The sequence below is a fragment of the Candidatus Fukatsuia endosymbiont of Tuberolachnus salignus genome (assembly GCF_964030845.1).
Lineage (GTDB): Bacteria > Pseudomonadota > Gammaproteobacteria > Enterobacterales > Enterobacteriaceae > Fukatsuia > Fukatsuia symbiotica.
Map to the genome: position 1 here is coordinate 748,928 of NZ_OZ034983.1, position 15,981 is coordinate 764,908.

Here is a 15,981-nt window from a genome sequence, read left to right on the forward strand (position 1 = left end):
ATCAAACTGGCAGCAGAATTTGCAGCACCTAGTAGGTTTTGCAAGAAGTCTATTCTATATTCCGTGAAGTATATCTTAGAACCTGTTCGAAATCTCTTGTGCTCGCTGTGTTTTGGTCAAACGACTCGTCAAAAATAAGCTCAAAATGCTTATTTATTCCCTTTTTTTATAAAGAGTAGACTACGCCTTTTCACCCATTTTTTCCTCGTTTGGACACAGCGAAAAGGATTTGTAACAGGCTCTGAGAGTGGAGGTAAGAAGCTGGTTAATTACTGCTTTTTTTGATAAGTAATGGCACATTTGGGATAACTGAAAATCAGGAGTTAACCTTAACCAAACGCAAGTTGGTATCATTTCTTTATTAATACTAGTTACTTTTTCCTTACTGCTATTAGTAAGTTATTGTAACGGTTAGTCAGTTAACAGGTATCAGTGATACTGATGATCATCTTGATTGAGCCGGTCAATCAGCCGTTGATAGCAGATCAGGTATGTTTACAGTCTAACGACCTTGCCGTAAAATGCCGGCACAGGTGAAAGCGACAATAGGCCTCTATCTGCTGACCGGCGGTATAAAGTCAACGAGGGGATTCAAAAGAGGTCTGGTAGCGTTATTTTGTCATTGAGGTCGTTAGATGAGACGTAAGAGTTACATTAAAAGTATAGGGATATTTTCTTTATTTGCCGCCATGGTAATGCTAAGTGGCTGCGACACTGTTTTGATGGATCCCAAAGGTGCCATCGGGGTTGAGCAGAAAAAGCTAATACTGACAGCGACAGGTTTGATGTTAATTGTCGTCATTCCGGTTATCTTTATGACCTTTGCTTTTGCCTGGAAGTTCCGCGCTAGCAACAAAAATGCTGCTTACACTCCCAATTGGTCTCATTCTAACAAAATTGAGGTCGTTGTTTGGTCAGTGCCAATCATTATCATTGCTATCCTAGCAGTAATAACCTGGCGAACCAGTCACGAACTTGATCCCTATAAACCATTGGTTAGTGATAAAAAACCTATCACTATTGAAGTGATTTCTCTTGACTGGAAATGGTTGTTTATCTACCCAGAACAAGGTATTGCTACTGTCAACGAATTAGCGTTCCCGACTCATGTTCCACTAAATTTCAAGATCACCTCTAATTCGGTAATGAACTCGTTTTTTATTCCTCAGTTGGGTGGGCAAATTTATGCGATGGCCGGGATGCAGACCAAATTGCATCTTATTGCTAATGAAGCCGGTAAATACAAAGGTATTTCCGGTAGTTATAGTGGTGAAGGCTTTTCAGGAATGAAATTTACTGCTATCGCTACACCGACGGAAGCAGATTTCAACCGATGGGTCGCACAAGTAAAAGCATCGCCGCACACCCTGAATAATACTGATGATTTCGATAAATTAGCGCAACCGAGCGAAAATAACCCCGTTGACTATTTTTCCAGTGTAAAACCCGCGCTGTTCAAAGAAACAATTAATAAATTTATGGGTGATATGCACATGCATAGTAGCGAGCCGATGGGTGACAAGATGCATCAAAGCATACACAAAGGTGAACAGGTTCACACAGGAACCGAGGAATAAACGATGCTGGGAAAATTAACACTTGAAGCGGTGCCGTTTCACGAACCAATCGTTATGATAACCGTCGCGTTGATTATAGCCGCTGGACTGGCACTGACGGCTTTTTTAACTTATTTCGGTAAATGGAAATGGTTGTGGAGTGAATGGTTGACCTCGGTTGATCATAAAAAAATCGGTATCATGTATATTATCGTCGCTATGGTCATGCTAATGCGTGGTTTTGCCGATGCGATTATGATGCGCAGTCAGCAAGCGTTGTCCTCTGCAGGGGAAGCAGGTTTTTTGCCACCTCATCACTACGATCAGATTTTCACTGCCCATGGCGTGATTATGATTTTCTTTATGGCGATGCCTTTTGTCATCGGTCTCATGAATGTGGTCGTACCATTACAGATAGGTGCGCGTGACGTCGCCTATCCGTTCCTGAATTCTTTAAGTTTCTGGTTATTTGTCGTTGGCGTGCTATTAATCAATATTTCCCTCGGTGTGGGTGAATTCGCGCAAACTGGCTGGTTGGCCTATCCGCCACTGTCTGCCAAAGAGTATAACCCGGGCGTAGGCGTCGATTATTGGATATGGAGCTTGCAAATTTCAGGTCTGGGTACTCTGTTGACCGGTGTTAATTTTTTCGCCACCATCCTGAAGATGCGTGCACCCGGAATGTCGATGATGAAAATGCCGGTTTTCACCTGGACTGCGCTTTGTGCCAACATCTTGATTATCATTGCTTTCCCTATTTTGACCGTAACCATCGCGTTGCTAACACTAGATCGTTATCTAGGTACCCACTTTTTTACCAATGATATGGGTGGCAACATGATGATGTATATCAACCTGATTTGGGCCTGGGGGCATCCAGAAGTCTATATCTTGGTGCTGCCTGTATTTGGCATATTTTCCGAAGTCACTGCCACCTTCTCGAAAAAACGATTATTTGGATACACTTCATTAGTGTGGGCAACCATTGTTATTACCGTACTGTCGTTTGTTGTTTGGTTGCACCATTTTTTTACTATGGGATCAGGTGCCAATGTCAATGCCTTTTTCGGTATCGCTACCATGATTATTTCTATTCCAACGGGGGTAAAAATCTTCAATTGGCTGTTCACCATGTATCAAGGTCGCATCCAGTTCAACTCAGCCATGTTGTGGACGATTGGTTTCATTGTCACCTTTTCTGTCGGTGGTATGACCGGTGTGTTGTTGGCGGTGCCAGGTGCCAACTTTGTCTTGCATAACAGTCTGTTCCTGATTGCTCACTTCCATAATGTCATTATCGGTGGTGTAGTATTTGGCTGTTTCGCAGGTCTAACTTACTGGTTCCCTAAATCTTTTGGTTTTACGCTGAATGAAAAATGGGGTATCCGCGCATTCTGGTTTTGGCTGATTGGTTTCTTCGTCGCTTTTATGCCTCTGTATGTCCTTGGTTTTATGGGAATGACCCGCCGTTTAAGCCAAGACATTAACCCAGAATTCCATCCGATGTTGATGGTAGCGGCAGGCGGTGCCGTGCTTATCGCCTGTGGTATTTTGTGTCAGGTTATCCAGGTTTTTGTCAGTATCCGTGACCGTGAACAAAATCGCGATCTGACTGGTGATCCTTGGGGAGCGCGTACACTAGAATGGGCAACGTCTTCTCCTCCTCCATTCTATAACTTCGCTACAGTTCCCCGTATTCACGGGCGTGATGAATTCTGGCATATGAAAGAGACAGGTAAAGCGTACCAACGCCCAGCAAAATATGAAGAAATCCATATGCCTAAAAATACCGGTGCCGGTGTAGTGATTGCTGGCTTCAGCTTAATCTTTGGTTTTGCCATGATTTGGTACATCTGGTGGCTAGCGGCTATTGGTTTTGCTGGCATGGTTATCACCTGGATCGCGAAAAGTTTCGATGAGGATGTCGATTACTATGTACCTGTTGATGAAATCGAACATATTGAAAATCAACATCATGAACAAATCAGCAAAGCAGGCGTGAATCATGTCAACTGAATCTCTGACTCAGCATAGTTTCAACCATAATAATATGGCTCATGCAGAGCATAGCCATCATGATAGTGGAGCTACAAAAATATTTGGCTTCTGGATCTACCTGATGAGCGATTGCATTTTATTTGCGACATTGTTTGCAACCTATGCAGTTTTAGTCAACAGCACCGCAGGGGGGCCTTCAGGTAAAGATATTTTTGATCTGCGTTTTGTGTTAATAGAAACCTTCTTGTTATTGTTTAGTAGTATTACCTACGGCATTGCGATGCTTGGAATGAATAAAGGCAGTAAAGGCCAGGTTAATCTGTGGCTGGCATTGACTTTTTTGCTTGGGTTGGGTTTTGTAGCAATGGAAATTTTTGAATTCCATGAGCTGATTGCTGAAGGTTATGGTCCTGATCGCAGTGCTTTCCTGTCAAGCTTCTTCGCATTGGTAGCAACTCATGGTATTCATGTGAGCGTCGGTCTGGTTTGGATCATTATCATGATAATCCAAATAACAAAACGTGGTTTGAGTGCAACGAACCAAACCAGGTTAATGTGTCTGAGCCTGTTTTGGCATTTCCTCGATGTAGTATGGATATGTGTATTCACCGTTGTTTATCTGTTAGGAGCCATGTAAATGAGTGTTTCTACTGACGACCGTATTGGCAATCGTGATCATGCTGAAACTGATCACACTGGTGCCAGCCACGGAAGCTTAAAATCTTATCTGATTGGCTTCGTGCTTTCCGTTATTCTGACCGTTATTCCATTTGCTATGGTAATGAATGATAGCGCCTCTCATAGCATCATTCTGACAGTGGTGGTTGCCTTGGCTTTAGTGCAGATTATCGTACATTTGGTGTACTTCCTGCATATGAATGGATCTTCAGCAGAGCGTTGGAATTTGGTGGCTTTTGTGTTTACCGTTATCATTATCGCTATTGTTGTTATCGGCTCACTTTGGATTATGTATAACCTCAACATCAACATGATGGTTGAGTAATGAGTAGCCTCTGATGATTAAGCAATACTTGCAGGTTACTAAACCAGGCATTATCTTTGGCAATTTAATTTCTGTCATCGGAGGATTTCTCCTCGCAGCCAAGGGCGTGATTGATTATCCTCTATTTCTCTCGACGCTTCTTGGTGTCTCCTTAGTGGTTGCCTCCGGTTGTGTATTTAATAATTATATTGACCGTGATATTGATGGCATCATGGAAAGGACGAAGAACCGCGTTTTGGTGATGGGTCTGATCGATGCGAAGACAAGCCTGATCTATGCCTCAGCACTGGGTATTGCCGGTATGCTATTACTCTATTTTGTGGCTAATGTATTAGCAATGGTGTTGGCAGTGATGGGTTTTGTCATCTATGTTGTGGTCTATAGCCTTTACATGAAACGTCATTCAGTCTACGGCACGCTGATCGGTAGTCTATCGGGTGCGGCTCCTCCTGTTATTGGTTATTGTGCCGTCACTGGCAAACTTGATACCGGTGCTTTTATCCTATTGTCGATTTTTAGTTTGTGGCAAATGCCACATTCCTACGCGATTGCTATTTTTCGCTTCAAGGATTATCAGGCAGCAAATATTCCCGTTTTACCGGTAATCAAAGGCATCGCTGTCACTAAAAACCATATCACACTCTATATTTTGGCATTTATGCTAGCTACTTTAATGCTGACATTAAGTGGCTACGCGGGGTATAGCTATCTTTTTGTGGCTGCTGCCGTGAGCCTTTGGTGGTTGGGCATGGCATTGCGAGGTTATAAAACAGGCAATGATGGTATATGGGCAAAAAAACTGTTTATTTTTTCGATAATTGCGATTACCTCACTCAGCATCATGATGTCTGTCGATTTCAATGTAACTGCTTCTACCGCATTACTGGTTAATGTCAGCTAATAAATTTCTTGTGAACCCCATGAACGATAATAAAATGACGTCGCTAGAGCTACGTGCCACCTGGGGGCTAGGAATTGTTTTTTCACTGCGTATGCTCGGCATGTTTATGGTTTTGCCGGTTATCACTACCTATGGTATGGCGCTGAACGGTGCCAGCGAAGCACTTATCGGCATTGCTATCGGTATCTACGGCTTCACTCAGGCGATCTTTCAAATCCCTTTTGGATTGATCTCTGATCGTATCGGTCGTAAACCTCTGATCGTCTTTGGGCTACTGGTTTTCACACTTGGCAGTATCATTGCGGCATTAAGCGATTCTATCTGGGGCATTATACTAGGGCGTGCATTGCAAGGTTCTGGCACAATCGCAGCGGCAGTGATGGCGTTACTCTCTGATCTGACCCGCGAACAAAATCGGACTAAAGCGATGGCACTTATCGGTATCAGCTTTGGTATTACTTTTGCTATTGCTATGCTTCTTGGCCCCATGATTACCCATGCTTTCGGCCTACATACCCTGTTTGGGAGTATTGCCCTACTCGCCCTACTTGGCATTATCATTACCCTAACTGTCGTTCCTGCGACCAGTGTCCATGTTCTCAATCGAGAAGCAAGTATCGTCAAAGGTAGTATCACTAAAGTGCTTAACAACCGTCGGTTACTAAAACTGAATTTCGGTATTATGTGCCTGCATATTTTATTGATGTCGAGTTTTATTGCCTTGCCACATGTGATGGAAAGCGCCGGATTGGTGCCTAAGCAACATGGATATGTTTATTTGATAACCATGTTGATTTCTTTCGCGACGGTGGTACCTTTTATTATTTATGCTGAAACTAAACGACATATGAGGCGGGTTTTTATCAGCTGCGTAGCTATACTCCTGATTGCCGAGATCGTACTCTGGGGTGCCAGGCAGCATCTTTGGCTAATTATTATCGGTATGCAACTGTTCTTTATTGCTTTCAACGTGATGGAAGCTATTTTACCCTCACTGATAAGCAAAGAATCTCCTGCTGGTTACAAAGGTACGGCCATGGGAGTCTACTCTACCAGCCAATTTATTGGTGTGGCTGTCGGTGGCAGTTTGGGGGGCTGGATATTCGGGATTGCTGGGGCTGGAACGGTGTTTGCGAGTGGTGCGATTATCGCCTTACTATGGTTTACTGTCAGTTGTACCATGCAAGAACCGCCCTATGTCAGTAGCCTGCGTATTGTACTTTCTGCAGCAGCCATGAAAGATACGACCTTGGAAAAATGCTTCAGAAATCAGCCTGGCGTCACTGAAGCAGTGGTGGTGAGAGCAGAACAAAGTGTCTACGTGAAGGTGGATACAAGACAAACGACTCGCCATCAATTAGAACAATTAGCTAATAGATTTCTTGCAAAACCGCAGCGAGTGCTGTGAATTCATTTTCAAAAACTGTATTTTATCCCGAGAATGACCTGCGTATCTTTATAGTTATAGTTGCCCCACTGCTGTCCAAAAGAACCCCATATTTGGGTGCCTGTAGGAGTATATCCTTCCACTCCGATCCTCAGTTCTCCACTATTTTTGCTTCCCACAATATTGTTATTCAGGCCATCCATGGAAACCCTCTGCTTTTGACTGTTATTAAACCAGTTCGCTTCAATGAAAGGCTGGAATTGGCCACGTGTAACATCATGATGAGCACGCATATAAACACGCGTACCAAGGCGTAGCTGGATATCACCTTGCCCTGAATGTGTAATACGGGTTCCGTTAGCTTCATAGTGTGTATTGCCTTTAACGTTCATCCAGATAATTTGAGCTTGAGGTTGTAACCAGTAACTGTGTATCCCTACCTCTGCAATGTGAAAGCTATATCCGGTTTCCAGTGAGGCTGTGATCCCTTTGCTTCTATAATTTTCTCTTGGCAATCCATGACCACTAATATAGTTATTAAACCAATTCCAAAGAACCCAACTGTCCAGATACGGGCCGGATTTATCTTGCTGATTGGCGTACCAAGTGGTGTATAGCCCCGTACTGTAACCTTCGATTCCTCCTTTCACTTGGTAGCCTGTCACCTTTGACAGGGCAGATGCACTGTTATTGCCATGCCCGGCCATAATGCCCAAGTGCAAGCGATCATCACCATCAGAACTCCACTGTGCAATATCCGCGCCTATCTGAAAAACATAACGATCGGCTTGAGTGCTAATTTGCCCACTTTTATCGGAATAAAGGCTACGCCCCCCAGTGCTACGAAACCACAGGTTGGTGATCTTTTCTTTACTACCCAAAAAATCCGTGTATTGCATTTCACCGAGACGTTCATGCAAGCGCATATTAAACATGGTATTAGCTATTGTAATATTATTCAGATAACCACCGACTTCAGGTCTTAATATTGGCTCTTTTATTGGCTCATTAATTTCCGGCTCGACGGGATTAATCTTCGGTTCTGTGGTATCAGTGCTGGTTAAATACCAATTAGCATTTTTTTTCACCAGGTTATAATCGTAGGAGCCAGCAACAATACGCCCTCCTGGCAAAAAAATAGCATTGGAAGCGCCATTAATTTTTATAATTTCAATTCCATTTTGAGTTTGAGCACCTTTACCATTGATATTGGTAATATGTACGGTAGTAGTACCGTTTGCATCTCCGTCGATGATCAGTTTATCTGTTAAAGAATTATCATCACCGAGAACAGTTGCTAAAAAAAGAGTACTGTCAGTTTCTCCGGTATAATTTCTAGTGATGTTTAACGTATTTCCTGTACTGACAGTATGAGGATTGAGGATAAGGGATCTATTATTCATTAGGTTACCGTCAATATTCGCTGAATGGCCTATCAGAAAAATTTTGTTATTATTCGTGCTATTCCCTCTAAAAGTACTTTGTTCATTCAAGAGAAGGTCACCATCGATAGTGATGCCATCTGCACCGTTAGCAGACCAGATTATCTCTTTTCCTAATGTCAGAACACTGTCAGAGGTAACAGAAACCTTGCCAACGGAGGCATGATCATTGGCAGTATAATTCGTTGGTAGTACGTTTGTGCCGACGGTAATGGCCGATCCACTATTACCGTTAATGATGCCTGAAACAGAAGCGTTACGCAGCAGATTAAGGGTAGCATGAGATAATTCAACATTCCCATTTAATCTTCCGTAATTATCTATACTGTCAGTAATTGTACCCGTATTGTTAATGGCATAACGGGTGCTGCCAACAGTACCGGTATTCACAATGGAATCAACAGTACCCTCGTTGGTTATACCTGTCTGCTCACCGGTGATACTTCCGCTATTATTAATGTTTTTTATTCTTCCTTCATTTCTGACACCATCCATTTTACCTGCAATGGAGTTTTGATTGATAATGCCATCAATTTTACCGATATTATATATTCCATGGAGTGACTCGCCTGAGAGACTACCATTATTAACAATATTATTATTGATGGTACCCTCGGTATCGCTGACAAAAATAGCGTGCTGATATCCAGAGATGGTCCCAGAATTAAAAAGGCCATCAAGTTTAGATTGATTATGAATGCGTATTCCTGATTCATCGCTCCAAATACTTCTTGATGTTTTTATTAATCCACTATTATAAATACCGAATTCTTCCGTTCCTCGATTAACAGTAGCGAGGCTATTATTAAAACCTAATTCAATACCATGCCCCTCGGTCGTTATTTCTCCTGTATTGATTATAGCATTGACTGTTGCACCTTCTTCAATCTCAATACCTCTACTTTGTCCTGCTCCCATTATTTTTCCATGATTGATTATTTTGCCAAAAGTGGTATCGCCTGTTGCTAATATACCCACTCCCTGGCTGGTTCTATTAGTATTTGAAATGATGGATATCGATCCTGATGAATCCACAGTAACACTTGAGTTATCAGTCTTCAGCATGCATCCTGTTACCATTGGTGAAGTAATAATCGTATTTTCTACATTACCGGTGTTTGCCACCACAGAGAAGGATAGACCACTCAAGGTTGCGATAATAGAAAAATTGAATAATCCAAGATTTGGGCTTCTCATAAGCATCCCATTTATAAAAAAATATATTTCATATAAACGACACAAACGCCCGTTTTTTTTACCGTTATTAAATAGATGGTAAAAAATGCGTGAAAATGCAAATTTAAATCTGAATGGCAAACTTGTTATAATCGGCCATGAATGGATAGAAATAGAATATGTTTGTCAAAAGTTTAATAGACTTCTTGCAAAACCGTAGCGAGTGCTGTGAAGTCAAGGTATCTGGAGCGCAGTAATTTCACGCTACAAGTACATGAGGATCACGAGCACCCTATAACACAAAATTCGCAGCACATAGTAGGTTTTGCAAGAAGTCTAATGGTTATGCGGGCGTAAATAAGGGACTAGCAAATGTAATAAACGCTGCAATGCTCCCTGATTTTTATACAGAACGTCAACAGCTTGCTGGCCGTGATAAAAAAGGCGATTTTTATCATTGAGTAAAAAGTTCATTTTCTGTACTAACGATAGGGTATCAGTGACGGTAATCAGCCCTTTCGCTTTTGTCAGCTTGGCACAAATCTCTTTAAAATTAAAAGTATGTGATCCCATAAGGATGGGTATGGAATGGGCGGCGGCTTCTAATGGATTATGTCCACCGTGTTTTACTAGACTTCCCCCGACAAAAGCGATATCGGCGATGCCATACAACAGCATGAGTTCACCCATGGTATCGCCGATAACCACTTGAGTACTGGCTGAGGGGATTTCACCACGGCTACGTAGCATATAATTTAAACCGGCTTTTTGTACTAGTTCTATTGCTGTGGGAAAACGTTCAGGATGCCGTGGTACCAAAATCAGTAATAGGGTTGGATGTGTTGACAACAATTTACGATACGCGGCCAATAATAGGGTTTCTTCACCATCGTGGGTACTGGTGGCTATCCATACTGGTCGATGTGACGCCCATTGGCTGCGTAAAGTAGCGGCACGAGTGGCTAGCTCGGGTGTGATGGCAATATCAAATTTCAGGCTACCTGTGACGCTAAGTTGGCAGCGCTTCAATCCCAGGGAGATAAGACGTTCTCCATCTTCATGATGTTGTGCGGCAATCAAGGTAATACGTTGCAGCATCTGACGAATAAAATGGCCTAGTTTCTGATAACGCGCCGCTGAACGCGCCGAAAGACGTGCGTTGGCAATGACTAACGGGATAGATCGGCGATGCAACGCATGAATGAGTGTTGGCCATAACTCAGTCTCCATAATAATCACTAAATGGGGATTAAGTTGATTAAGAAAACGGTTTACGGCACAAGGAAGATCATAGGGTAAATAGACGTGATGAACTTCGTTATTCAAAGCGGATTTTACCCGTTCAGACCCTGTGGGGGTCATGGTGGTCACTGTAATCGGCATATCAGGGTAATGATGACGCAAGGCTTTGATCAACGGAATAGCTGCCAGTGTTTCACCCACTGAAACGGAATGCAGCAAAATGCCCTTAGCCGCTACCTTACCGGCACAAAAACCATAACGTTCCCCCCAGCGCTGACGGTAAGCGGGAGCTTTACGGCTACGTAATAGCAGACGTAGCCAGATTAATGGTTGAATAAGGTAAAACAGTATCTGATATAAACGCAGTAACATGAGGTTCCTTGCGAAGCTGTCGATTGTGGTATGCCGTTAACATGCAGCAATATCTTAATTAACCTGTGTAGATAAAGTCGTATCATTTTAAGGCACTATTGTTTGATTTTTTTGATTATAAAATCGACAATCTCACTGCTTGATATCATTTCTGGCTTATCTTTTTTATGGGCACTGCGATTTTTATATTCCACTTCTTCCTTCTCTAAAGTGCGATCACTAATCACTACGTGATGTGGTATGCCAATCAATTCCATATCGGCAAACATCACACCTGGCCGTTCTTGACGGTCATCGATAATAACCTCGATACCTTGATTAACTAAGGTTTCATACAATTGTTCCGCGAATTCTTTCACCCGAGAAGAAGTGTGTATATTGATGATTGGTATGATAGCGATTTGAAATGGAGCAATCGCATCCGGCCAAATAATGCCACGATCATCGTGGTGTTGCTCAATAGTAGCAGCAACCACACGGGACACACCAATACCATAGCAACCCATTGTTATCACTTGATTAGTGCAATCTTCACATTGTAGCGTCGCTTTCATCGCTTCTGAGTATTTATTGCCCAGTTGAAAGATATGGCCGACTTCGATGCCGCGTTTAATCTGCAAGGTTCCTTGCCCATCAGGGCTGGCATCACCTTCTTGCACGTTACGGATATCAGCCACCTGTGGTAGCGGCAAATCACGATCCCAATTGATACCAAAATAATGTTTACCATCAATATTAGCCCCCGCACTAAAATCACTCATCACGGCAACAGTGCGGTCGACGACAATGGACGAGGATGCCAGATTAATTGGCCCCAAAGAACCCGGTTTTGCATTTACCCATTCGTGGATCTCTTGCTCACTGGCAAAAGTGAGTGGAACGGCAACCTGAGGCAGTTTCTCTGCTTTTATTGTATTGAGTTGATGATCACCACGTAGCAACAACGCAATCAGTTTATGCCCGTTTGCTTCCGTTTCATGTGCGCGTACGAAGAGCGTTTTTACTGTTTTCTCGATTGGCATTTTGAACTGCGTTACCAGGTCGGTGATGATTTTTACATGTAGTGTGTCAACAATACGCAAGTCTTCAGTAGCGACTGCCCGTGTCTGCGTTGGTGCTACTGCTTCAGCCAGTTCAATATTTGCCGCGAAATTGGATTCGGTTGAGAAAACGATATCATCCTCACCACTGTCCGCCAATACCTGAAACTCGTGAGAAGTGCTACCACCAATCGAACCGGTATCGGCCAGTACCGCACGGAAATCCAAGCCGATACGAGTAAAAATTTTACTGTATGCGGCGTACATGGCGTTGTAAGTTTCTTGCAAGGATGCTTTCGTGGTATGGAAAGAGTAAGCATCTTTCATCAGGAATTCACGAGCGCGCATTACGCCAAAACGTGGCCGTACTTCATCACGGAACTTGGTTTGAATTTGAAAAAGGTTAAGGGGTAATTGTTTATACGAGCGAATACCATTACGAATGAAATCGGTGATCACCTCTTCGTGGGTAGGGCCGAGTACGAAATGCCGTTCATTACGATCAACAAAACGCAGCAGCTCAGCACCATATTGTTGCCAACGTCCGGTTTCTTGCCAGAGACTTGCCGGTTGTACCATGGGCATGGAAACTTCGATCGCACCCGCCTTATTCATCTCTTCACGTACAATATTTTCGACCTTTTTCAACACCCGGATACCGGTTGGCAGCCAAGTATAAAGCCCTGAAGCCAGTTGACGGATCATGCCGGCGCGCAGCATCATCTGGTGGCTGATGATTTCAGCATCGGCAGGAGTTTCCTTCAGTGTAGCAAGTAGATATCGGCTGGTACGCATGATGTGTTGGTTTCCATAAAAACTAAAAATAGACTTCTTGCAAAACCGGTTACGTGCTGCGCATTCTGTGTTACGTGGTGCTCGCAATTCTCATGTACTCGTCTGTACACTGCGGTCGCTGCGCTCCAGGTGCCTTGACCTCACAGCATTCGCTCCGGTTTTACAAGAAGTCTGATAATTAAACATAAAAATTGTTGATTCTGGTCGAAATCGTCGTGAGTGACGTTCACCAGCCCTTTACTGCACCGCCGTTAAAGATTTTATTAGCCGCAGTGAATACCTCGTCAGATTGATAGGCCTGGACAAATTTTTTCACATTTTCTGCCTCTTTGTTATCTGCACGAGCGACAATCAAATTAACATAGGGTGAATCTTTATCTTCGACAAACAAACCATCTTTAGCCGGTGTTAGATTAATCTGGCTAGCGTAAGTGCTATTAATGACCGCTAAGGCAATTTGCTGATCATCGAGAGAACGTGGTAACTGAGGAGCTTCCAATTCGACGAGTTTTAGATTTTTAGGATTATCAATCACATCTAAAACAGTAGGAAGCAGGCCAACGTCGTTTGTGAGTTTTAGTAAACCTTGTTTTTGCAACAGTAATAAGGCACGACCGAGATTCGTGGGATCATTAGGCAGCGCTATTTGTGAACCAGATTGTAGCTCATCCAGTGATTTGATTTTTTTTGAGTAACCAGCAATGGGGTAAACAAAAGTATGACCAACCGCAACCAGTTTATAACCTCGATCTTTAATTTGTTGATCCAGATAAGGTTTATGTTGGAAAGCATTAGCGTCGATATCGTCCTGGCTGAGTGCTTCATTGGGTAAAACATAATCATTAAAAACCACAAGTTCTACATTCAGACCGTATTTATCCTTAGCCACCTTTTTAGCGACTTCCGCTACCTGCTGCTCAGAACCACTGATAACGCCGACCTTAATGCTGTTGGGATCTTTTTCTTTTTGTCCACAGGCCACAAGAACCAAAGAACCGATTAATATGCTGATTGCTGTGACAGATTTTAATTTTATAGACATGGATTTTTCTCCATTTGACATAAGTTGATGTAGGTTAGGGATCAATACGATCTTAGAACCTGTTCGAAATCTGTGGTGCTCTCCGATATTTCGTCAAAAATGTGCCCAACATGCTCATTGATGCTTTCCACTACATACAAGGTAACAGCACTTTTTCGTTAATTTCTTCCTCGTTTGAGCGTCGCTTACGACGATTTTGAACAGGTGTTTAAAGTTAACGATGCTATTTATGGTTTAAGGCGTTAACGATGTAATTGCCAACAAATTGCATCAGATAGACCAAAGTGACTAACAAGATTAATACAGTATTCATTACAGTGGCGTTATAACCGATGTATCCATATTGATAACCGATCTGACCCAGCCCTCCAGCACCGACAGCTCCTCCCATAGCGGAATAACCAACCAGAGTAATTAAAGTAATGGTTGCTGCATTGACTAAACTAGGTAGCGCTTCAGGTAGTAACACCTTGTTGATAATCTGTAATGGTGTGGCTCCCATCGCTCGAGCTGCTTCAATTAAACCGGATGGGATTTCCAACATGGCATTCTCGACCATACGTGCAATGAAGGGAGCAGCACTTACGGTTAAAGGCACAATAGCGGCCTGTAGACCAATAGAAGTACCAATCAGCAAACGAGTAAAAGGGATCATCCATACCAATAAAATGATAAAAGGTATAGAACGGAAAATATTGACCAGTGCGGATAGTAATTTATACAACGTAGTATTCGAGATAATTTGCCCCGGGCGAGTCACATACAGCAATACGCCAATGGGTAATCCGATAACAAAACCAAAAAAACCGGAAACGAAGGTCATCATCAGCGTCTCCCAAATGCCTCGGCCCAATAACCAAATCATTGCTTCAGACATAACCTAAAACCTCGACTTTTACATGATGATGTTGCAAAAATGTGATGGCGGCCAATCTACTTTGCTCTTCACCGTGCATTTCAACTAGCATAACACCAAATTTAACCCCGCCAGCATAATCCATTTGCGAACTGAGAATACTAATATCGATATTAAAGCGACGTACCACCTGTGAAATTAATGGTGCATCAACGGATTGACCAGTAAACTCCAGTTTCAATAAGGGAACACGGCTTGGTGCTGGCTGTACGCTCATGCGTTGTTTGTAATCATCGGGGATATCTAGATGTAACGTTGACTGGATAAATTGTTGTGCCAAAGGTGTTTTGGGGTGAGAGAATATCTTGCTGACGCTACCTTGTTCAATTAATTTACCTGCACTGATCACGGCAACTTGATCACAAATACGCTTTACTACATCCATCTCATGAGTAATTAACAGAATGGTTAATCCTAAACGGCGGTTAATATCTTTTAATAATTCTAGAATAGAACGGGTTGTTGCAGGATCTAAGGCGCTAGTGGCCTCATCGCATAATAGAACCTTAGGATTACTTGCTAAAGCACGAGCAATGGCTACACGCTGTTTTTGCCCACCAGAAAGGTTAGTCGGATAAGCATTTTGTTTATCTATCAATCCAACCAAATCTAGTAATTTGCTCACTCTTCTTTTTATCTCAGTGCAAGGCAAATTGTCCAATTCTAATGGTAAGGCGATATTATTGAAAACGGTACGGCAAGAAAGCAAATTAAAATGTTGAAAAATCATCCCGATTTGACGTCGAACCTTTGTCAGTTGCCCCGCGGATAACTGGGTAAGATCTTGCCCATCAATCAATACCCGACCGCTAGTAGGGCGCTCCAACATGTTTGCACAGCGAATCAAGGTGCTCTTTCCTGCTCCAGAAGCACCAATAACGCCATAGACCTGTCCAGTAGGAACATGCAAGCTGACGTCAGAGAGTGCATTAATCGTGTTCGCTTCCTGTTTGAATACTTTGCTGATGTGAGAAAGTCTAATCATATTATTCTTATTTTAACTATGAAGTTTGCTGGAGAGATAAAAAATAAAATTGAATGTAATCGACATCCAAATTGGATGTTAAGGCGTCTAGATGGCTAAGTCAACGGGTAACACTATTTCTTTTGA

At 42.7% G+C, this 15,981-nt stretch carries 12 protein-coding genes; 6 read left to right on the forward strand and 6 right to left on the reverse strand.

The genetic code is table 11. The features are described 5' to 3' along the window. The first annotated feature begins 635 nt into the window (after nucleotides 1-635). From cyoA to AAHH42_RS03830, 6 genes are read left to right on the forward strand one after another with little or no spacing between them, the layout of a single operon-like run. Nucleotides 636-1,577 (forward strand): cytochrome o ubiquinol oxidase subunit II, encoded by a 942-nt coding sequence (gene cyoA, locus AAHH42_RS03805; RefSeq protein ID WP_072549931.1) that lies wholly within the window; start codon nucleotides 636-638, stop codon nucleotides 1,575-1,577. A gap of 3 nt (nucleotides 1,578-1,580) precedes the next feature. Further along, nucleotides 1,581-3,572 (forward strand): cytochrome o ubiquinol oxidase subunit I, encoded by a 1,992-nt coding sequence (gene cyoB, locus AAHH42_RS03810; protein ID WP_072549930.1) that lies wholly within the window; start codon nucleotides 1,581-1,583, stop codon nucleotides 3,570-3,572. After that, nucleotides 3,562-4,191, forward strand: coding sequence for a cytochrome o ubiquinol oxidase subunit III (locus AAHH42_RS03815; RefSeq protein WP_072549929.1), 630 nt, complete (start codon nucleotides 3,562-3,564; stop codon nucleotides 4,189-4,191). The genes cyoB and AAHH42_RS03815 overlap by 11 nt, the downstream gene beginning before the upstream one ends. Continuing rightward, entirely contained in the window at nucleotides 4,192-4,557 is a 366-nt protein-coding gene (locus AAHH42_RS03820; protein ID WP_342221713.1) for a cytochrome o ubiquinol oxidase subunit IV, read from the forward strand. A 13-nt stretch (nucleotides 4,558-4,570) separates the two neighbouring features. Further along, on the forward strand, nucleotides 4,571-5,458 hold the full coding sequence (gene cyoE, locus AAHH42_RS03825) for a heme o synthase (protein ID WP_072549927.1): 888 nt from the start codon (nucleotides 4,571-4,573) through the stop codon (nucleotides 5,456-5,458). Nucleotides 5,459-5,477: 19 nt separating this feature from the next. Continuing rightward, on the forward strand, nucleotides 5,478-6,866 hold the full coding sequence (locus AAHH42_RS03830; protein WP_342221714.1) for an MFS transporter: 1,389 nt from the start codon (nucleotides 5,478-5,480) through the stop codon (nucleotides 6,864-6,866). Nucleotides 6,867-6,874: 8 nt separating this feature from the next. On the opposite strand, the gene AAHH42_RS03835 is transcribed toward AAHH42_RS03830, so the two are convergent. The 6 genes from AAHH42_RS03835 to metN form a co-directional block, all read right to left on the reverse strand. Then, nucleotides 6,875-9,484 carry an autotransporter outer membrane beta-barrel domain-containing protein gene (locus tag AAHH42_RS03835; protein WP_342221715.1) on the reverse strand — a complete coding sequence of 870 codons (2,610 nt, stop codon included), beginning with the start codon at nucleotides 9,482-9,484 and terminating at the stop codon, nucleotides 6,875-6,877. A gap of 315 nt (nucleotides 9,485-9,799) precedes the next feature. Further along, nucleotides 9,800-11,077, reverse strand: a complete 1,278-nt coding sequence (gene waaA, locus AAHH42_RS03840; RefSeq protein WP_072549925.1) for a lipid IV(A) 3-deoxy-D-manno-octulosonic acid transferase — start codon at nucleotides 11,075-11,077, stop codon at nucleotides 9,800-9,802. Nucleotides 11,078-11,172: 95 nt separating this feature from the next. Further along, on the reverse strand, nucleotides 11,173-12,912 hold the full coding sequence (locus tag AAHH42_RS03845) for a proline--tRNA ligase (protein WP_342221716.1): 1,740 nt from the start codon (nucleotides 12,910-12,912) through the stop codon (nucleotides 11,173-11,175). Nucleotides 12,913-13,138: 226 nt separating this feature from the next. Then, entirely contained in the window at nucleotides 13,139-13,954 is an 816-nt protein-coding gene (locus AAHH42_RS03850; RefSeq protein ID WP_072549923.1) for a MetQ/NlpA family lipoprotein, read from the reverse strand. A gap of 223 nt (nucleotides 13,955-14,177) precedes the next feature. Next, entirely contained in the window at nucleotides 14,178-14,831 is a 654-nt protein-coding gene (locus tag AAHH42_RS03855) for a methionine ABC transporter permease MetI (protein ID WP_342221717.1), read from the reverse strand. Further along, nucleotides 14,824-15,855, reverse strand: a complete 1,032-nt coding sequence (metN, locus tag AAHH42_RS03860; protein ID WP_342221718.1) for a methionine ABC transporter ATP-binding protein MetN — start codon at nucleotides 15,853-15,855, stop codon at nucleotides 14,824-14,826. Before metN ends, AAHH42_RS03855 begins: the two co-directional genes overlap by 8 nt. Between the last annotated feature and the right edge of the window lie 126 nt (nucleotides 15,856-15,981).

What these genes read in the sequence shown, in the direction of transcription:
- cyoB (WP_072549930.1), top strand. Translation starts at nt 1,581, where the DNA reads ATGCTGGGAAAATTAACACTTGAAGCGGTGCCGTTTCACGAACCAATC.
- AAHH42_RS03850 (WP_072549923.1), bottom strand. Translation starts at nt 13,954, where the DNA reads ATGTCTATAAAATTAAAATCTGTCACAGCAATCAGCATATTAATCGGT.
- AAHH42_RS03855 (WP_342221717.1), bottom strand. Translation starts at nt 14,831, where the DNA reads ATGTCTGAAGCAATGATTTGGTTATTGGGCCGAGGCATTTGGGAGACG.
- AAHH42_RS03830 (WP_342221714.1), top strand. Translation starts at nt 5,478, where the DNA reads ATGAACGATAATAAAATGACGTCGCTAGAGCTACGTGCCACCTGGGGG.
- cyoE (WP_072549927.1), top strand. Translation starts at nt 4,571, where the DNA reads ATGATTAAGCAATACTTGCAGGTTACTAAACCAGGCATTATCTTTGGC.
- AAHH42_RS03835 (WP_342221715.1), bottom strand. Translation starts at nt 9,484, where the DNA reads ATGAGAAGCCCAAATCTTGGATTATTCAATTTTTCTATTATCGCAACC.
- AAHH42_RS03820 (WP_342221713.1), top strand. Translation starts at nt 4,192, where the DNA reads ATGAGTGTTTCTACTGACGACCGTATTGGCAATCGTGATCATGCTGAA.
- AAHH42_RS03845 (WP_342221716.1), bottom strand. Translation starts at nt 12,912, where the DNA reads ATGCGTACCAGCCGATATCTACTTGCTACACTGAAGGAAACTCCTGCC.
- metN (WP_342221718.1), bottom strand. Translation starts at nt 15,855, where the DNA reads ATGATTAGACTTTCTCACATCAGCAAAGTATTCAAACAGGAAGCGAAC.
- AAHH42_RS03815 (WP_072549929.1), top strand. Translation starts at nt 3,562, where the DNA reads ATGTCAACTGAATCTCTGACTCAGCATAGTTTCAACCATAATAATATG.
- waaA (WP_072549925.1), bottom strand. Translation starts at nt 11,077, where the DNA reads ATGTTACTGCGTTTATATCAGATACTGTTTTACCTTATTCAACCATTA.
- cyoA (WP_072549931.1), top strand. Translation starts at nt 636, where the DNA reads ATGAGACGTAAGAGTTACATTAAAAGTATAGGGATATTTTCTTTATTT.